Here is an 18,349-nt window from a genome sequence, read left to right as displayed (position 1 = left end):
TTCCTGGTGGCAGCAGTGCCATCATCGACCTCCTGTGCCACGAGGATACTGCGATGGAAAAACTGCTGCCGTACTACGAACGCGAATTGAGCATGCTGCGCCGCGCCGGCGCCGAGTTTGCTTCGCGCTATCCCAAGCTGGCCGGCAGCCTGCAAATCCACGGCGAAACCTGTGCCGACCCCCACATCGAACGCCTGCTGCAAGGCGCCGCCTTCCTCAACGCACGCACCGCCAAGCTGCTCGACGACGGCTACGCCAACTTCACCGAAGCGCTGCTGGGCATGTTGTACCCGCACCTGCTGCGCCCCATGCCGGCCTGCTCGATCGCCCGGGTGGATTTTTCCGGCGCCAAGGCCAGCCAGATCAACGGCGTCACCACGCTGCCGCGCGGCACCGCGATGAAGTCGCAAGGACGCGGCGCCGTCACCTGCCGCTTTCGCACCGCCTACGATGTCACCATCGCACCGGTCGCCATCAGCGCCGCGTGGTTCGAGCCTTACCTGCAGGCGCCGGCCACGTTGCCGCTGCCGCCGGACGCCGCCTCGGCCATCTGCATCACCATCGAGAGCACGGTGGCCAACCGCGCGCTGGCTGCGCTGGAACTGAACCACCTGCGCGTGTTCATCGACGGCGAGGCATCGTTGCGCGCCACCTTGCGCGACCTGCTGTTCATGCGTACGCGCTGCGCCTGGGTCCAGGCGGGCGACCAGTGGCACATGCTGGAACGCCCACCGATCGAACCGGTGGGCTTCAAGGACGACGAAGCCTTGCTGCCCTCGGCCCCATCGGAGCACAGCGCCTACCGCCTGCTGTCCGAGTACTTCGCTTTTGCCGACAAGTTCGACTTTTTCGACCTCGACCTGGCCGCGCTGCTGCAAGGCGTGCCGGCTGGTTGCACCAGTGTCACCGTTCGTCTGGCGCTGTCCGATCTGCGCCCGGACGACCCGCTCGCGCGCCAGCTGCGCACCCTCACTGCCGACAACCTGGTGCTGGGCTGCACGCCGGTGATCAACCTGTTCGCGCAGCCGGCCACGCCGATTCGCATCAACCACCGCCGCAGCAGCTATCCGCTGGCGCCCGACGAGATCCCCGGCCACGCCTGCGACATCTACAGCGTGGACTCGGTGCAGCTGCTGCGCAAAACGCCGCAGGGCAGCACCGTTACCGAGTTTTTGCCGTACTACGCGCTGGGCCACGCCGGCAACCACGGTCATTACTGGCGCGTGCAGCGCGACGAAGAGCTGGCAGCGACCGGCGCCGGCCACGACATGTCGCTGGCGCTGGTGGACCGCGACTTCTCGCCGCTGGCAGTGGACGAAGGCACCGCCTCCGTGCGCGTTACCTGCACCAACCGCAACGTGCCGCACGACCTGTCGTACGGCCGCGCCGGCGGCGACCTGGTGACCGAAGCGCAGGCCGGCGGCTTGCCGATCCGGCTGCTGCGCCGGCCCACGCAGTCGTACCGGCAATCGACCGGCGCCCACCAGCAATGGGGCCTGATCGCGCACCTGGCACTGAACCACCGCTCGCTTACGCAGGAAGGATTGCCGGCGCTGGCCGCCATGCTGCGGCTGTACGCGCGCACTGACAGCGTGGTGGCAGAGCGGCAGATAGCCGGCATCGCCGCGCTGGCGCATCGGCCGGCCACCGCGTGGGTGCAGCAGGAGCGCGGCGCCGCCTACCTGCGCGGCGTGGAGGTGCGCGTGTGGCTCGACGAAGAAGCTTACGCCGGCACCGGCATCCACGCCTTTGCGCAACTGCTCGACCACCTGTTCGGACTGCACGTCCATCTCAACAGTTTTACCCAGCTGGTAGTGCTGTCGCACCCGGACGGAAAGGAGCTGCTGCGATGCCTGCCTCGCAACGGAGCGCTGACACTGGCGTAATCGCCGAATTACTGGAGCAGCCGCACAGCTTCGAATTCTTCCAGGCGGTACGGCTGCTGGCGCAGGCGCGGCTGCCGCAGCCATGCTACCGCAACCGCCTGTCGCTGGCCTTCCCGCCGAACCAGATCGAGAACATCGGAGAAGAGAGCGATGGCCGCATCCGTCTCACGCCCGCCTTCATCGGCATGTTGGGCAGCCAGGGCGTGCTGCCGCTGCATTACAGCGAGTGCGTTAACCGCCACGAGAAAAGCCACAACGACGGCGGCCCGCGCGCCTTCCTCGACCTGCTGTCGCACCGCGCCACCGAACTGTTTTACCAGGCCTGGGCCAAGCACCGCCCCGAAGCGATGGATGGACCGGACGACGAAGACGACAGCTTTCTCACCATGCTGCTGGCGCTGGCCGGCGTGCCTGAATGCGAAGGCGTGCAGCCCGAAACACTGGCGCGCTACGCCATGCAGATCCGCAGCCGCAGCGTGTCGGCGCCGCAGATGGCGGGCATGTACGCCGAGTACTTCGACGTCCCGTTCGCGGTGCAGCAGCTGGTCGGCCAGTGGCAGCCATTGGCGCCGGAACACCAGGCGCAACTGGCCCACGCCAACGTGGACCTGGGCAGCGGCGTGCTGCTGGGCGAGCGTATCTACGGCTGCGACGCGCGCGTGCGACTGCGTATCGGCCCGCTGCCCGAGAGCGCGTACGAGCGCTTCCTGCCCGGCGGCGCCAACGCCTTACAACTGGCTGCGATGCTGGGCCTGCACTGCGGCGCTGGCATGATCTGGGAAGTGTTCCTGGTACGCGAGGGCAGCGCCATGCGCGCACCGCGCCTGGACGGCACCAGCCGTCTGAGCGTGGATGCCTTCCTGGTCGACGACGAGGTTGGACACATCGCACAAGCCGACCGCGAAGAATTGATGTACCTGCTGCATACCTGAGGAGCGAGCGTGGACAGCGACGACGATTTTTTCAGCTTCATGGGCCTGGCCAAGGAACTGGTGACCAGCAACCGGCCCTTGCGCCTGCGGCTCGACCTGCCGGGCGGGATCAACGACGACATGCTGCTGCCGCAGCGCGTGATGGGCACCGAAACGCTGTGCGGCGGCATCGACTACCGCGTGCTCTGTGTGTCGGCCAGCGCGCACCTGCCGCTCAAGCAGATGATCGCCGTGCCGGCCGCGCTCGATTTTGTGACCGACAGCGGCAGCGTGCGCAGCGTGTGCGGCATCGTCACCGAAGCGGCCGCCGGCGACAGCGACGGCGGCCTGGCCAGCTACCAGCTGGTGCTGCGCGACGCGCTGGCCATCCTGGAAAAGCGCATCAACACCCGCGTATTTCGCGACATGAACGAAGTTGAGATCGTCCAGCGCATCCTCAACGAATGGCGCCAGAAAAGCCCCATCCTCGGCACCAGCTTCGCCCACGAGGTGGACGAAGCATTCGCCCAGCGCGAGTATCCGAGGCGCGAGTTCACCATGCAGCACAACGAATCGGACGCTGCCTTCATCCGCCGCCTGCTCGCGCGGCGCGGCATCGGCTGGTACATCCGTACTGGCGGCGACGGCGAAGCACCGCTGCACACGCTGGTCCTCTTCAACAACGCCGACAGCCTGCGCCAGAACGCCGCCGGCACCGTGCGCTACCACCGCGACGGCGCCACCGAAGAGCGCGACGCCATCACCTCCTGGACGGCGGTTCGTACGCTGCAAGCGGGCGTGGTCACGCGCCACAGCTGGGACTACCGCAACCCGCAGGGCCGCGACTTCATGACAGCCGATGCCGTCAGCGGCGTGGACCAGGGTGTGAGCGGCAACGAGCTGGCAGCAAGTCTGGACGACTACCAGGTCCTGATGCCCCACGCCGGCGACGACAACGAAGACCTGTGCCGCCTGGGCCAGCTGCGCATGAGCCGCCACGACTACGAATCGAAATGCTTCCACGGCGAAGGCAGCGTGCGTGACTTCTGTGCCGGCGAATACTTCACGCTGGCCGACCACCCGGAAGTGGACGGCCACGCGCCGGAAGAACGCGACTTCGTCCTGACCGCGCTGCGCGTGCACGCCCAGAACAACCTGCCGAAAGCGCTGGCAGCCCGCGTGGAACGGCTGTTCGCCCGCAGCCGTTGGGGCACGGAATCGGCAGCTTCACTATTGTCGCGTGAGCCGGCAGACGCCGTGGCATCGGGCCCGCTGCGCATGCACGTCCAATTCACGGCAGTGCGGCGCGGCGTGAACATCGTCCCAACCTACGACGCCCGCACCGACCTGCCAGCGGCGCAGATGCAAAGCGCGATCGTGGTGGGGCCGGCAGGGGAGGAGGTGCATTGCGACCAGTTGGGCCGCGTGAAGATCCGCTTTCCTGGTACGCGGGCGGTGGATCACGAGGCCGCAGCGGGTGCGGGGGCTTCGGATACGGAGGCCGATTCGTCGTGGGTGCGGGTGGCGTCGAACTGGGCGGGGAACGGGCCGGGGTGTTTGCAGCAGTGCGGAACGGTGGGATTGCCGCGGGTGGGGACGGAGGTGCTGGTGAATTTTCTGGGTGGGGATCCGGATCGGCCGGTGATTGTGGGGCAGCTTTATAACCAGATGGCGGAGCCTCCAGCGTTGAGTATCGGAGGCGACTTGCCGGGTAATCGGTACCTGTCGGGAATGAAAAGTCGGGAAGTAGGCGGCATCCGCGCTAACCAGCTTCAATTTGACGACACTCCAGGTGAGATTAGTACACGTCTTTCGAGCGACCACGCTCAAAGTGAACTGAACCTAGGATTTCTGACGAATCCGAGGCGGGATGGCACGGGGGATGCGCGAGGGCAAGGTGCCGAACTTAAAAGCGATAAAACTGTCGTCGTTCGCGGATCAAACGGAGTATTAATTTCAGCCAGTGGATTTGGTAGTTCAGATCGAACTCTGCTGAGTAGAGATGAACTGATCGCTGGGGCAGAACTCGCTGAGCAGATCGGGCAGCAATTGTCTGACTTAACCCAAAAGCATTCGGAAGATGCTGCTGACGGAAATGAACTGAAAAATCTTGTCCAAAGAATTGAGGGGTGGCACGAAAAGGCTTCCACCGATGCCGGGAAATCCATCATCGCGCTAAGTGCGCCTTCCGGAACGTTTATTGGAAGTCAGGATGCCTTGGCATTAAGCGCCAGATCATCTGTTGATGTTTTAAGTGGTGGTGACTCAAGAGTTAGCGCTGGAGGAAACTTAGCTATCAGAACGACCCGTGCGCTTAGCCTATTCGCCTTCCGACTAGGGATAAAGATTATCGCAGCAAGTGGAGGTATTCGAGTTCAATCGCAGGATGGAGATATTGAAATATCCTCGTCAAAGAAAATCAAGATTATTGCAAATGATGTGATTGAGTTGCACGCTCCGAATCTTAAATTCGTGGCCCAAGGCTGTCAAGTGGATTATGGTGGCGGGACAGCCGTACAACAGAGTGCCGGGGTGCATACGATTAAATCATCAAAATTTGTGCATCAAGATGGCTCAGGAGGAAGTCCTGAAAAAATGGATCTTCCTAGTACCGAAGTTGAGCATGACCAACAGGTGCTGGTAACAGTTTTTGGCTCAGAAAAAGCAATTCCAAATAAGAAATATCGAATAACTGTGGAAGATGGAAATGTTGTTGAAGGTGTTACAGATTCCGAAGGGTTGACTAAAAAATTCAAGACAAAGTTAGCATTCGCCACCTACCAAATTGAACTCTTGGACTGAAAATCACCATGACGAATAAATTACCTGTAAACGTCGAAAAAGGTGGAGCTATAGCGAAGGGCTACTGTACTCCGACTGCTGACAAAGCTCCACAAAAGATGAGTGTACCACCGAAGCGAGTTATTCCTATAATTTTTATCCCGGGAATAATGGGGTCGAACTTGCGTATGTCGTCTGCATCACAAGCAGCACTTCGGAAGTCGAATAATATTTCTTGGCGGCCCGACGATATTTCAGAGGGAGCTGACATGATTAACGCCAGTCCAGCAAACAGGCAAGTACAACTGGACCCAGAACACACAGAACTCGACATATATTATCCGAAAGCGCCTACCGGCGATCTGGATGAATCACCAAATGCTCGGCATGTGGTTCCAGAGATCAATGTTTATTTAAGGGGGGATGGTGACACACCACTACTAACTGATGAATTGCCCCGACCAGGTGTGCGTATCATGAAAGAGACTAAAGCGCGCCTCCGTGGTTGGGCCGAAATCTATTTTGGAAGTTATCGAAAGATTTTGGAAGAGTGTGAACAACATCTTAACAGTGTTGAACCATTTGTGCCGTATGGATACTGGACACAGATAGCGGGGGTAGATCCTTCGACATGGTCAGCGTTGTCATCCAATAACTTGCAAGCGATCAGTTATGATGATTGCAAAAATGCGTTAGCTGGATGCTGGTATCCCGTTCACGCTATGGGGTATAACTGGCTGGAATCCAACAGAGTATCTGGAATGAGAACAGCCAAGCGTATGCGCGAATTAATAGCGAAATACCGGAGTGATGGTTATCAATGTGAGAAGGTTATTATTGTTACCCATTCGATGGGTGGGTTGGTAGCTAGAGCTTTAATTCATCCGGAAATGGGCGGTTTGGAAAGTGAAGTGCTGGGGATTGTTCACGGTGCAATGCCGGCTATCGGTGCGCCAGCGGCTTATAAACGTATGCGATGTGGGTTTGAAGATGGACTGTTTGCGGTGTCGCCCAAGGTACTTGGTAACTATGGAAATGAGGTTACGGCAGTTTTGGGAAATTCTGTTGGGGGCATGGAGCTATTGCCAAGTAATGCATACGGCAACCATTGGTTGGAGATACGCCAAAATAAAAAATTACTGAAGAGTTTGCCGGCCAACGGCGACCCGTACACGGAAATATATTTACTACAAGGAAAGTGGTATGGGCTTTTACGCGCTGAATGGCTCAATCCTGCTAGATCATCTATTAGCGGTATCAACAATAGTCTTCGTCTGTTAGAAAAAGCAAAAAACTTCCACTTAGCCATCAATTCTACATACCATAATAGTAGCTATGCGACATACTCTGCAGAAGCTACCCGCCCCTCATGGGAAAAGATAGTCTGGAATATAGATGATGACTTCAACAAAAAAGGCTGGGATGAGCTAGCGATTCTTAACGACAACAGAAGGGGGAAATTCACTCTACGAGATCCCAACTCGAGTAAGAATGATAAGGTCGCTTCCGTCTCACTCGGAGCAAGTACTGGACCTGGGGATCAAACAGTACCACTGAGGTCTGCTGAGCACCAGTTGCATAGCAGAAAATTCAAGGGGATATTTCGGCAAGTTGGATACGAACATCAAAACAGCTACTCAGATAATAATGTCTTGAAGGCAACTCTGTATAGTATTGTCCGACTAGTAGAAACTATGACCTGGTGCGGAAATGAGAAAAAATAAGGGTATTTTTAAGATCATGATGCTCTCGGTCTGTTTATGCACCGCACTGATTTTTCTTGGAATTTTTTTCAATAGAAGCACTAGGAGTAAGCGCATGAATTATGGTGATAGTAAATTAGCTATAATTTTAGAAAATAAGAAAACGGTTTGTTTCGGAAGATTCTTGATCGATGTTCCACTCAGCGCTTTTGTAGTGTATGGCCCAGCGGAAGCGCCGGTTCCTATAGTGAGGCTGCCGGAAGGGCCAGATCAGTTCTACGAAGTGCTAGAGAATAAGTTATCAGAAGTCGAGGGGCAGAGAGAACTTGCATTTGGAGAATTGAAAAATAGAGATTCTATGCTGGGAAAAATTATAGATGGTCAAAGTAAAGATCAGAAATTATTTTTGGAGTTCGAAAAAGTACCGGCGATGACTACCAAGTAAACTCCTACTTGAAAGATGGCGATAAAATTTTCTTTACTAATATTTTTTCTGGTACAACTAAAACGGAATATCAAAAAGTGGTCGAGAGACTTAACGAAATTTCGAAACTTATATCTGCTCGTTCCGATCTAGAAGTACCATTGTCACCAGGAATTTGTATTGACGGAGGTTTCGTAGCGGAGTCCAAGGAGCTGACCCACGAAAGTCTCACATTAGGCATTCGACTCAAGGAGTTTCCTGATGTACATTTTTCGATCTCAACGACGATGAAAAATAGCTTGGTTGAATCGGATGCTTTAGAGCCACGTCTGCTCCATGCTGAGGAAGAGGCAAAACGTTCTGGAAATGGCAGCTGGTACTCTCGGATTAAAGTTTTCCGCCAGGGCGGAGCCAAAATTGATAGATGGTCTGGATACCAAATCCTAGCACGTAAGCCCCCCCAAGATGGACAGAAAGAGTCTTATGAATTTGCGTTTCTTAGTCAAGGTGAGCCAAAAAATCCATACCTTCCTGTTCTTGACATAAAACTTCAAAGCGGAGTGGTGAATAACAGAGTTGGACAAGTCAAACCCAGCATCTCGGATGAAGAGGCTATAGAGTTATGGGATAATTTGACGCAATCAATCCGGAGACGACCTACGGCGTAAGTAATTCCTAAAGTTTATATCTATCGAATCTTTGGAATTGGAGTTTTTCATGCGAAATGTAATCAGAGTCGGTGACCCTACCTCGCATGGCGGAAAAGTGGTGGAGAGCGGTGCGCCGCATATAACCGTTGGAGGTAAAGCGATATGCTTGATTGGCGACAAATGTGAGTGTCCGATCAAAGGCCACCAATTCTGCGTAGTCGCGAGCGGTAATGAAGGCCATGTTGTAAACGGCAAAGCTGTTGCGTATGATGGAGATAGAACTTCCTGTGGGGCAGTGCTGAGCTCAACTATAAGTAGTTTTTCTGCAGATTGAGTCAAAGAAGCATCACGCGCTCAAGGTGATTGGATAAACCGATATTTAATCGTGCAATTACTTTGGATAATTTAAATAAAACTGAACCGCTTGCGATGACGTTCGAGATAGGAAAAATTTTCCCTAGTTAACGCGTCAATTTGTTTGAACCGATCTAGTCCAAAGATCACCCGGTCCTCGCCGCTGAGCATGGGAGATATCTGCAACGTTCCACTCTCCGAAAAGGAAATAAGCCCTTGATCAAACAACCGATCAATATGCGGCGCCAACAAAAGCCCATTCTCGACATCCAGGCGCTCGGCATTATTGGACAGCGCCCAGGCATTGATATGCGACGCCACCATCAGATTTACGTTTTGCAGCCCAGTCAGCGCACAGCGGCCATGCCATCTCTTGATCAGGTCAGCCCTGAACTTGCCCTGCCCAATGCGAGACATCATCAGCGCTTCACGCGTCGTTGCGGAGATCTTTGCAGGTTCAGTCATCCCTGAGCTGATGAACGCTTCCTCGCAGCGGGTGGTCTGATTGACCGCTTCAAGAAGATACATGCCCGCATCCGCCGGCAGGTGGGCCATATAGATCTGGTTCAAGGTGGCTTGGCTGCTAAACAGGGACGGCGCGGTGCGGTTATTGAACCTTGCGATGAACTCAGTAGCGATTTCATCGCGGTGAACTTTGCGGTCGAGTTCAACAATCTGGACATTGACGCGATTGCCCAACGCATCCCACTCCTGGAACGCCCGGGTCATCGGGCGCTCTTCGGTGTACGAATCGCCGTCCGCAATCGCCAGAAAACTGATGCGTTGGTCATAGCAGCAAAAAATGATATCGCCCTGCCGCACCTTGCCCACGTTATCCCAGTAAAGCCGGGTGACCTCGTTGCCGACCTTGTTCACCGAGCTTTTTGGCGCCCACAGAAAATGCTGATCAATGACCGTCTTGTGCGTGGCGCCGATATTGACCCAATAAAATTCCATGTAGCTCCCGAGCGCGATGCCTAGTGATCCATTGATCTAGTGCATCACTCTACCATTTATAGTTGGGCTCGCTTAATTTATAGGCGAACCCGACTATAGGAGGAACGTGGAAAGAACTTGAAGGCATAAAAAAAGGCGCCCAACAGAGCGCCTTCAATGTCACAGCCTTGCGGACTTAAACGTCAATATTCCCCGCCCGCAAAGCATTATTCTCAATAAACGCCCGCCGTGGCTCCACATCATCCCCCATCAAGGTGGTAAAGATCTGATCCGCAGCGATCGCGTCCTCGATCTGCACCTTCAACAAGCGGCGCACGGTCGGATCCATCGTGGTTTCCCACAGCTGGTCCGGATTCATCTCGCCCAGGCCTTTATAGCGCTGCTTGGAAACAACGCGTTCCGCTTCGTCGCGCAGCCAGCCCATGGCCTGGTGGAAGTCCACCACGGCCGATTCCTTGGTGCGCTCGCCTTCGCCGCGGCGCACGTACGCGCCTTCGCCCAGCAGGCCCGTGAAGGTGGCGGCGGCGTCGGCCAGTACGCGGTAGTCGGCGCTTTCCACGAAGTCGGCGTCGATCGAGCTGACTTTGACGTTACCGTGGTGCATGCGTTCGATCCACAGCATGTGTTTCTCGGACAGTTCGTCCGAACGCACCGTGACCTTGATGGCGATGTCGTTGATGTTGTCTTGCAGCGCGCGCGCCGACACTTCGGCCAGCTCCTGGGTTGCCAGGTTCAGTGTCACGCCGGTCATGATGGCGGTCAGCGCGGCGCGGTCGATCACGCGCGTCAAGCGCGTCATGATGACGTTGGCCAGGTTGAACTGGCGTACCAGTTCAGCCAGCGGTTCGCCGACGATCGGGTTGGCGCCTTCGCGCGGGGTGAGGGCGGCGGTGTTCAATGCCACGTTCATCATGTAGGCGGCTTCTTCGGCGTCATCTTTCAGATAGCGCTCGTCGCGGCCGGCTTTCACCTTGTACAGCGGCGGTTGCGCGATGTAGATGTGACCACGCTCGACCAGTTGCGGCATCTGGCGGTAGAACAGCGTCAGCAGCAGGGTGCGGATGTGGGCGCCGTCGACGTCCGCATCGGTCATGATGATGATGCGGTGGTAGCGCAGTTTTTCGACGTTGAATTCGTCCGGGCCGATCGAGGTGCCCAGCGTGGCGATCAGGGTGGTGATCTGCTCGGAGGACAACATCTTTTCGAAGCGGGCTTTTTCCACGTTCAGCACTTTACCGCGCAGCGGCAGGATGGCCTGGAATTTGCGGTCGCGGCCTTGCTTGGCCGAGCCGCCTGCGGAGTCACCCTCGACGATGTACAGTTCGGACAGGGCCGGATCTTTTTCCTGGCAGTCGGCCAGCTTGGCCGACAGGCCCAGGCCGTCCATGATGCCCTTGCGGCGCGTCAGGTCGCGGGCCTTGCGGGCCGCTTCGCGTGCACGCGCCGCTTCCACGATCTTGCCGCAGATGATCTTGGCGTCGTTCGGTTTTTCCTGCAGGTAGTCGGACAAGGTCTTGGCGACGATTTCTTCCACCGGGCCGCGCACCTCGGACGACACCAGCTTGTCCTTGGTCTGCGACGAGAATTTTGGTTCCGGCACCTTGACCGACAGCACGCAGGTCAGGCCTTCGCGCATGTCGTCGCCCGAGATTTCCACTTTCGCCTTTTTGGCGAACTCGTGTTCTTCGATGTACTTGTTGATGACGCGGGTCATCGCGGCGCGCAGGCCGGTCAGGTGGGTGCCGCCGTCGCGCTGCGGAATGTTATTGGTGAAGCACAGCACCTGCTCATTGTAGGCATCGTTCCACTGCATCGACACGTCCACCGAGATATTGGTGTTCTGGTCGGACATGCGCTCGCCGGTGGCCTGGAACACGGTCGGGTGCAGCACGGTCTTGGCCTTGTTGATGTATTCCACGAAGCCACGGGTGCCGCCTTCGAAGGCGAAGATGTCTTCCTTGCCGTTGCGCTGGTCGCTCAAGCGGATGTTGACGCCGTTATTCAGGAACGACAGTTCGCGGATACGCTTGGCCAGGATTTCGTAGTGGAATTCCACGTTGCCGAAAATGGTTTCGTCGGCCCAGAAGTGGACGTCGGTCCCGCGCTTGTCGGTGTCGCCGATGACCTTGATCGGGGAGACGGCCACGCCGTCGCGCATTTCCAGTTCGCGGTCCACCGGTACGCCACGGGCAAATTCCATGAAGTGGACTTTGCCGTCGCGGCGGATGGTCAGTTTCAGGGTTTTCGACAGGGCATTCACGCACGACACACCCACACCGTGCAGGCCGCCAGACACTTTATACGAGTTCTGGTCGAACTTGCCGCCGGCGTGCAGTTCGGTCATGACGATTTCGGCTGCCGAACGTTTCGGATCGTGCTTGTCGTCCATCTTCAGGCCGGTCGGTACGCCACGGCCGTTGTCGGTGATCGAGATCGAATTGTCCGAGTGGATGGTGACGTGGATCTCGGTGCAGTAGCCGGCCAGCGATTCGTCGATCGAGTTATCCAGTACTTCGAATACCAGGTGGTGCAGGCCGGTGCCGTCCGAAGTATCGCCGATGTACATGCCCGGGCGCTTGCGCACCGCTTCCAGGCCTTCGAGGATCTGGATGGACGACGCGCCGTATTCTTCAACTTTGGCCGGTACTGGTGCTGGAATCTCTTCTGGAATAGCGGACATTGACTGCTTTCTCTATGTAACGTGTTGCTGGGGGCTACGATGTCGTTCTCGGGATTTGGCGGGAATCCGGCTGCGGTGGTGTGCAATTGGATTCCCGCCTACGCGGGAATGACGGGGCTACTGCTGTGGTGCTAACCGGGCTTAAATCCGCATCGGCATGACGACGTATTTGAAATCGGTGTTGTCGGGGATCGAGATCAGTGCCGACGAGTTCGAGTCGCCCAGGGCGACGTTGATCTGGTCGCACTTGAGGTTGTTCAGAACGTCGAGCAGGTAGGTGACGTTGAAGCCGATGTCGACGCTGTCGCCGCCGTAGTCGATTTCCAGTTCTTCCACTGCTTCTTCCTGGTCGGCATTGGTCGAGCTGATCTTCATCACGCCCGGGCTGATGATGCAACGCACGCCCTTGAATTTATCGCTGGTCATGATGGCCGCGCGCTGCAGCGAGCGCAGCAGTTCATCGCGGCCGATCGTGAATTCGTTGGTGTACCCCTTCGGGATCACGCGCGTGTAGTCGGGGAACTTGCCTTCCACCAGCTTGGAGATCAGCTCGATGTCGGCAAAGGTCAGCTTGACCTGGTTGCCGGCGATGTCGAGCTGGACGGTTTCGTCGTTCTCTTCCAGCAGACGCTGCAGTTCGATGATGGTCTTGCGCGGGATGATCACTTCCTGGCGCGCAAAAGTCTGCTCGGTGGCGACCTGGCAGAAGGCAAGGCGGTGGCCGTCGGTGGCCACCGCGATCACGTTATTGCCATCCAGGACCAGCAGCAGGCCGTTCAGGTAGTAACGGATGTCTTGCTGGGCCATCGAGAAGTGCACCATGTTAAACAGGTGTTTCAGGGTTTTTTGCGGCAGGGTCACATTGGCGCTGTAGGTCTCGGCCTGTTGCACGGTCGGGAACTCTTCGGCAGCCAGGGTCTGCAGGGCGAAGCGCGATTTGCCGCTCTGTACTGTCAGGCGCTTGTTCAGCAAGGTCATCGTGACGTCGCCGGACTCGGGCAGGGCGCGCAAAATATCCAATAACTTGCGCGCAGCCACGGTGGTGCCGGCCACTTCAGCGCCGGAACCGATGGCGGCGTTGGTGGTGATTTGTACTTCCGTGTCGGTGGACAGGAAGGAAACGTTCTCGCCGTCTTTGCGGATGAGGATATTGGCCAGAATCGGCATAGTGTGCCGACGCTCGACAATACCACTCACGATCTGCAGTGGCCGGAGAAGCGTGTCTCGGGTGGTTTTGACCAATTGCATAGATAGTCCTCAGTAGTGAAGCTCAGTTGTAAAGATGTAATTTTTTAACAAGGTTGGCAGTGCGCCGATTGACTGAATCATAATGCCAATTTGCTGCGCTAGCCACCCCGTACTGCGCCTTGCCTGGGGTCGGGCCCGGTACCGGGGCCGACCTCGCTGTTCCGGGCTATTTTTAGCCTTTCAGCGTCTGTTCCAGCACGTGCAGCTCGTGGTTGCATTCCGGGTTCTTGGTACGGTCCAGCGCGATCTTGCGCACCGCGTGCAGCACGGTGGTGTGGTCGCGCCCGCCGAACAGTTCGCCAATTTCCGGCAAGCTTTTCTGCGTCAGTTCCTTGGCCAGGTACATGGCAATCTGGCGTGGCCGGGCGATATTGGCCGGGCGGCGCTTGGAGTACATGTCCGCGACCTTGATGTTGAAGAAGTCGGCCACGGTTTTCTGGATGTTTTCCACCGAAATCTGCCGGTTCTGTACCGACAGCAAATCTTTCAGCGCTTCTTTCACCACGTCGATGGTGATGTCCTTGCCGTGGAAACGCGAGTACGCCAGGATCTTGCGCAGCGCGCCTTCGAGCTCACGCACGTTCGAGCGCAGGTGCTTGGCGACGAAAAACGCCACGTCGTCCGAAAAAGTGACGCCTTCCTGCTTGGCTTTTTTCAGCAGAATCGCTACCCGCATTTCCAGCTCCGGCGGCTCGATCGCCACCGTCAGGCCGGAATCGAAACGCGAAATTAGGCGGTCGTCCATGCCCGTGATTTCTTTCGGGTACGTGTCGGACGTGATGATGATCTGCTTCTTGGCCGCGATCAGCGCTTCGAACGCGTAGAAGAACTCTTCCTGCGTGCGGCTTTTGCCGCCGAAGAATTGAATATCATCGATCAACAGCATGTCGAGCGAGTGATAGTAATGCTTGAAGTCGTCGAAACCCTTGCGTTGGTAAGCGGTCACTACGTCGCGAACATACTGTTCTGCGTGGATGTAGCGGATCTTCGCGCCGGGCTGGTCGGCCATCACCTGGTTGCCGATGGCGTGAATCAAGTGGGTTTTACCGAGGCCCACGCCGCCGTAGAAGAACAGCGGGTTGTACGACACGCCCGGGTTGTTGGCCACCTGGATCGCGGCTGCGCGCGCCAGCTGGTTGGCCTTACCGGTGACAAAACTGTCGAAGGTGAGGTCGGTGTTGATGCGGCTTTGCTCGCGACGCGGCGGCGCGCTGGCCGGCAGTTCCGGCACCGACGGCACCGGGTCGTGCAGCGACGACGCCGAAGCGTTGGCCATGCGCGAACCGCTGGTGGGCACGCCGCCATTGTGGTCGGGCACCGGCGCTACCGTGGTCGCTGCTTTTTTTGGCGCGGACAGGCGTGGATCGAGCATGAACTGCACTTCGATCGGCTGTTCCCAGTACTGGCAGGCAAGCGCGGTGATGCGGCTGGCGAACTGGGTTTTCACCCAGTCGAGCTTGAACCGGTTGGGGGCGGCCACGCGCAATTTTCCCGCCTCGTAATCGATGGGGATAAGCGGCTTGATCCAGGCACTGAATTGTTGCGGCGTCAGCTCCAGCTCTAGCTGGGCGGAGCAGGTCTGCCAGAAATTTTCCATGAAATCGACTGTCGTTTCTTACTGTATGCAGCGTGTGTGCAGTAAGGTAAGAGCATCGTGACAAAAACAACGGTGATTTCTTACTGCGTATTCTGCGGATAAAGGTGTGGGCAACTTCGAAGTTTTTCACACGTAACGCGCTATTCTACTCTCGTCCGCACAAGTTATCCACAGGCGCGACGCGTTTTTTCGCGTTTGCGGACTGCCCGGCGCGGCCAAAGTCCACCGTCAGTTGTTGACAAGCAGGGCCGAAATGCTGATAATTCAGGGTTCCCCGCCCGTATTCCGTGTTTATTCACTTGAACGTCAATATGGAGTAAGCGTGGATTATTGCGGGCGATGAGATGGACCCAGCTTGTGCCGTAGCGTTGGCATGGGTGCGCGAAGTGTCATTGGCACCAAAAACTGACGGGCTGTCATACCCGATTTTGCATTTTTTTCTGCTTTAAGCGAGACCAACATGAAACGTACTTACCAACCTTCCGTAGTGCGCCGTAAGCGCACCCACGGCTTCCGCGCACGCATGGCTACCCGTGGCGGCCGCCAAGTGCTGAACGCGCGTCGCGCCAAAGGCCGCAAGCGTCTGGCTGTATAAGCCAGCTGCTTGTTAGCTGATCGCGTGGAAAGCTGTATTTCAAGCGGCTCGACAGGCGAAGGTTCACACGACTTCGCGCGCGTTCGGCGTATCGTTAAAACGGATGAATTTTCATCCGTTTTTCGTTTGCGCCCTACACAAAAAAGCGCGCACTTCGTGCTCTACACCTGTCCGAACAACCTGCCGCATGCGCGGCTGGGCGTCGTGGCGGCCAAGCGCTTTGCACCGCGCGCCGTTACCCGCAACACCATCAAGCGCATCACACGCGAGCTGTTCCGTACTACCGGTTTGCCCGCCATCGATTGCGTGGTGCGCCTGTCGCGTCCGGTCAATAGCAAGGATGGGCCGGCCACCACGGCCAAGCTCAAGGCCGAACTGCGCGTTGAGTTGACGCGGCTGTTCTCGGCGCAGGCACGCATCGGCAGGCCAACGGCCTTGCCTTCGGCGCCGCCGCCCCCAGCTTAGCCCACCATGACCCGTCTGCTTCGCTTCCTGCTGCGCACCTACCAGTTGACCATCAGTCCACTGCTGGGTCCGCGTTGCCGCTTTTATCCGAGTTGCTCGAATTACGCGTTGGAAGCGCTGCAGCTGCATGGCGCCGCCAAGGGCAGCCTGCTCGCTGCCAAACGTGTGTGCCGCTGTCACCCCTGGAACGAGGGTGGCTTCGATCCGGTGCCGCCGCCGGCCGACCCGACATCTTCTTCATCGACCGCTTGCGGTTGCAACCACTCCTGATAAGTACCTAATGGATATCAATAAACGTACCATTTTGTGGATCGTCTTCGCCGTGTCACTGGTCGTTCTGTGGAACAACTGGATGGTGTCGACCGGCCATCCGTCCATGTTCGCACCGCAACCGCCGGCCAAGACCGCGCCCGTTGCCGACGCCAAGAAATCCGAGTCTGCCACCGCTGCCGCCAATGCCACCGCCACTGCCGGCGCCTTGCCCGGAGCTGCTGCTGCCGACGGCGCCGCTGCGCCGTTCAAGAGCGAGCTCATCACCGTTACCACCGACGTGGTCCGGGCCGACATCGACACCCAGGGCGGCGTCATTCGTCGCCTGGAACTGCTGAATTTCAAAGAAAACAGCCATCCAGGCTGGTTCAACGGCTGCTTCGGCTGGTTCAAATGGTGCCAGCCTGGTGACAACGGCAAGAACGTCGTGCTGTTCGACATCGACGCCAGCACCAACAAAACTTACCTGGGCCAGACCGGCCTGATCAACGCCCCTGGCGCGCCGAATCACACCAGCCCGTTCATCGCCAAGCCTGGCGCACGCATGCTCAACGGCGCCAACCAGGTGCAACTGGTGCTGGAATCGGAATCGGGCGGCGTCAAGCTGACCAAGACCTTTACCTTCAAGCGCGGCGATTACGTCGTTGACGTGCGACACGACGTCACCAACACCGGTACCGCCCCTGTCAATCCGACCCTGTACATGCGTTTGGTCCACGACGGCAACAAGCCGGCGACCGATTCGTTCTTCAGCAGCAGCTACACCGGCCCGACCATGTACACGGCCGAGAACAAGTACGAGAAGCTGAAGTTCGACACGCTGGAAAAAGAAGCCAAGGAAGCCCAGAAGACCGGCAAGCCGATGGTGCAGGACCACGTGACCCACGCCGACAACGGCTGGATCGCCATTTCGCAGCACTTCTTTGTCTCGGCGTTCATCCCGCAAGACAAGCAGATGCACGAAATCGTCACCGAGAAGATCGATACCAACCTGTACGGCATCGGCATCAAGCAGCCGCTCGGTGCCCTGGCGCCGGGCGCCACCATCAGCAATAACGCGCGCCTGTTCTCGGGTCCGCAAATTTCCAAGCTGCTCGAGCCGGTCACGCCTGGCCTGGAGCTGGTGAAGGACTACGGCTGGCTGGCCATCATCGCCAAGCCGATGTTCTGGGTCATGGAACACATCCACGCCGTGCTCGGCAACTGGGGCTGGACCATCATCGCCTTTACCATCCTGATCAAGCTGCTGTTCTTCCCGCTGTCCGCAGCCGGTTACAAGAGCATGGCCAAGATCAAGCTGGTGACGCCGAAAATCCAGGCCATCCGCGAGCGTTACAAGGGTGATCCGGCCAAGATGAACCAGGCCACCATGGAGCTGTACAAGACCGAGAAGATCAACCCGCTGGGCGGCTGCCTGCCGATCCTGATCCAGATGCCGGTGTTCATCTCGCTGTACTACGTGCTGCAAGCGGCCGTGGAAGTGCGCGGCGCGCCGTGGATCGGCTGGATCACCGACCTGTCGCAACATGACCCGTTCGGCATCCTGCCGGTGCTGTACGCGATTTCGATGTTCATCACCACCAAGCTGAACCCGGCGCCTGCCGATCCGATGCAAGCGAAGATCATGCTGTTCATGCCGCTGGTGTTCTCGGTGATGTTCTTTGTCTTCCCGTCCGGCCTGGTGCTGTACTGGGTCGTCAATAACGTGCTGTCGATTGCCCAGCAGTGGGTGATCACCAAGAAGTACTCGGTGCCGGTTCCCGCCAAGGCGTAAGTTCCGACCCCTGAAAAACCCGCGTTGATCGCGGGTTTTTTTCAATCCTCTACA

At 57.6% G+C, this 18,349-nt stretch carries 15 protein-coding genes; 11 read left to right on the top strand and 4 right to left on the bottom strand.

The features are described from left to right. Nucleotides 1–53 precede the first annotated feature (53 nt). From tssF to J2X54_RS00130, 7 genes are all read left to right on the top strand, one after another. Nucleotides 54–1,886 carry a type VI secretion system baseplate subunit TssF gene (gene tssF / locus J2X54_RS00160; RefSeq protein ID WP_310176441.1) on the top strand — a complete coding sequence of 611 codons (1,833 nt, stop codon included), beginning with the start codon at nt 54–56 and terminating at the stop codon, nt 1,884–1,886. Beyond that, nucleotides 1,850–2,818, top strand: a complete 969-nt coding sequence (gene tssG, locus J2X54_RS00155; RefSeq protein ID WP_310176438.1) for a type VI secretion system baseplate subunit TssG — start codon at nt 1,850–1,852, stop codon at nt 2,816–2,818. Before tssF ends, tssG begins: the two co-directional genes overlap by 37 nt. A 9-nt stretch (nt 2,819–2,827) precedes the next feature. After that, a complete protein-coding gene (locus tag J2X54_RS00150) occupies nt 2,828–5,599 on the top strand; it encodes a type VI secretion system Vgr family protein (protein WP_310176436.1) in 2,772 nt (923 codons plus the stop codon). 8 nt (nt 5,600–5,607) lie between these two features. Continuing rightward, complete coding sequence (locus tag J2X54_RS00145) at nt 5,608–7,302, top strand: hypothetical protein (protein WP_310176434.1); 1,695 nt, start codon at nt 5,608–5,610, stop codon at nt 7,300–7,302. Between the two features lie 94 nt (nt 7,303–7,396). Continuing rightward, nucleotides 7,397–7,726, top strand: a complete 330-nt coding sequence (locus J2X54_RS00140; RefSeq protein WP_310176431.1) for a hypothetical protein — start codon at nt 7,397–7,399, stop codon at nt 7,724–7,726. A gap of 8 nt (nt 7,727–7,734) precedes the next feature. After that, on the top strand, nt 7,735–8,373 hold the full coding sequence (locus J2X54_RS00135; RefSeq protein WP_310176429.1) for a T6SS immunity protein Tli4 family protein: 639 nt from the start codon (nt 7,735–7,737) through the stop codon (nt 8,371–8,373). Between the two features lie 49 nt (nt 8,374–8,422). Beyond that, nucleotides 8,423–8,689 (top strand): PAAR domain-containing protein, encoded by a 267-nt coding sequence (locus J2X54_RS00130; RefSeq protein ID WP_310176427.1) that lies wholly within the window; start codon nt 8,423–8,425, stop codon nt 8,687–8,689. Between the two features lie 71 nt (nt 8,690–8,760). On the opposite strand, the gene J2X54_RS00125 is transcribed toward J2X54_RS00130, so the two are convergent. The 4 genes from J2X54_RS00125 to dnaA all read right to left on the bottom strand — a co-directional run bounded on the left by J2X54_RS00125 (nt 8,761) and on the right by dnaA (nt 15,191). Beyond that, complete coding sequence (locus tag J2X54_RS00125) at nt 8,761–9,666, bottom strand: HNH endonuclease (protein WP_310176425.1); 906 nt, start codon at nt 9,664–9,666, stop codon at nt 8,761–8,763. 175 nt (nt 9,667–9,841) lie between these two features. Beyond that, on the bottom strand, nt 9,842–12,346 hold the full coding sequence (gyrB, locus tag J2X54_RS00120) for a DNA topoisomerase (ATP-hydrolyzing) subunit B (protein WP_070251628.1): 2,505 nt from the start codon (nt 12,344–12,346) through the stop codon (nt 9,842–9,844). A 141-nt stretch (nt 12,347–12,487) separates the two neighbouring features. Beyond that, complete coding sequence (gene dnaN / locus J2X54_RS00115; RefSeq protein WP_026637774.1) at nt 12,488–13,594, bottom strand: DNA polymerase III subunit beta; 1,107 nt, start codon at nt 13,592–13,594, stop codon at nt 12,488–12,490. Nucleotides 13,595–13,766: 172 nt separating this feature from the next. Beyond that, the gene (gene dnaA / locus J2X54_RS00110; RefSeq protein ID WP_070251627.1) at nt 13,767–15,191 is read right to left on the bottom strand and encodes a chromosomal replication initiator protein DnaA; all 1,425 of its coding nucleotides are present in this window, start codon (nt 15,189–15,191) and stop codon (nt 13,767–13,769) included. A gap of 460 nt (nt 15,192–15,651) precedes the next feature. Between dnaA and rpmH the strand changes: the two genes are divergently transcribed. Genes rpmH through yidC form a run of 4 tightly spaced genes read left to right on the top strand, consistent with a single transcriptional unit; the run spans nt 15,652 to nt 18,295 of the window. Next, nucleotides 15,652–15,786: a 50S ribosomal protein L34 gene (rpmH, locus tag J2X54_RS00105; RefSeq protein ID WP_040378179.1), complete on the top strand. Its 135-nt coding sequence runs from the start codon at nt 15,652–15,654 to the stop codon at nt 15,784–15,786. 36 nt (nt 15,787–15,822) lie between these two features. Continuing rightward, a complete protein-coding gene (gene rnpA / locus J2X54_RS00100) occupies nt 15,823–16,251 on the top strand; it encodes a ribonuclease P protein component (RefSeq protein ID WP_310178367.1) in 429 nt (142 codons plus the stop codon). A gap of 6 nt (nt 16,252–16,257) precedes the next feature. Then, on the top strand, nt 16,258–16,521 hold the full coding sequence (yidD, locus tag J2X54_RS00095; RefSeq protein ID WP_310176375.1) for a membrane protein insertion efficiency factor YidD: 264 nt from the start codon (nt 16,258–16,260) through the stop codon (nt 16,519–16,521). Between the two features lie 10 nt (nt 16,522–16,531). Further along, nucleotides 16,532–18,295, top strand: coding sequence for a membrane protein insertase YidC (gene yidC / locus J2X54_RS00090; protein WP_310176372.1), 1,764 nt, complete (start codon nt 16,532–16,534; stop codon nt 18,293–18,295). The last annotated feature ends 54 nt before the right edge of the window (nt 18,296–18,349 follow it).

Source organism: Duganella sp. 3397, from assembly GCF_031456625.1.
Lineage (GTDB): Bacteria > Pseudomonadota > Gammaproteobacteria > Burkholderiales > Burkholderiaceae_D > Rugamonas > Rugamonas phyllosphaerae.
The sequence above is the reverse complement of the archived record's forward strand: the minus strand, read 5'-3'. Positions and strand labels throughout refer to the sequence as shown.

Excerpts from the sequence above, each read along its gene's own strand:
- tssF (WP_310176441.1), top strand. The coding sequence starts at position 54 with ATGGAAAAACTGCTGCCGTACTACGAACGCGAATTGAGCATGCTGCGC.
- tssG (WP_310176438.1), top strand. The coding sequence starts at position 1,850 with ATGCCTGCCTCGCAACGGAGCGCTGACACTGGCGTAATCGCCGAATTA.
- J2X54_RS00145 (WP_310176434.1), top strand. The coding sequence starts at position 5,608 with ATGACGAATAAATTACCTGTAAACGTCGAAAAAGGTGGAGCTATAGCG.
- J2X54_RS00140 (WP_310176431.1), top strand. The coding sequence starts at position 7,397 with ATGAATTATGGTGATAGTAAATTAGCTATAATTTTAGAAAATAAGAAA.
- J2X54_RS00130 (WP_310176427.1), top strand. The coding sequence starts at position 8,423 with ATGCGAAATGTAATCAGAGTCGGTGACCCTACCTCGCATGGCGGAAAA.
- J2X54_RS00125 (WP_310176425.1), bottom strand. The coding sequence starts at position 9,666 with ATGGAATTTTATTGGGTCAATATCGGCGCCACGCACAAGACGGTCATT.
- gyrB (WP_070251628.1), bottom strand. The coding sequence starts at position 12,346 with ATGTCCGCTATTCCAGAAGAGATTCCAGCACCAGTACCGGCCAAAGTT.
- dnaN (WP_026637774.1), bottom strand. The coding sequence starts at position 13,594 with ATGCAATTGGTCAAAACCACCCGAGACACGCTTCTCCGGCCACTGCAG.
- dnaA (WP_070251627.1), bottom strand. The coding sequence starts at position 15,191 with ATGGAAAATTTCTGGCAGACCTGCTCCGCCCAGCTAGAGCTGGAGCTG.
- rpmH (WP_040378179.1), top strand. The coding sequence starts at position 15,652 with ATGAAACGTACTTACCAACCTTCCGTAGTGCGCCGTAAGCGCACCCAC.
- yidD (WP_310176375.1), top strand. The coding sequence starts at position 16,258 with ATGACCCGTCTGCTTCGCTTCCTGCTGCGCACCTACCAGTTGACCATC.
- yidC (WP_310176372.1), top strand. The coding sequence starts at position 16,532 with ATGGATATCAATAAACGTACCATTTTGTGGATCGTCTTCGCCGTGTCA.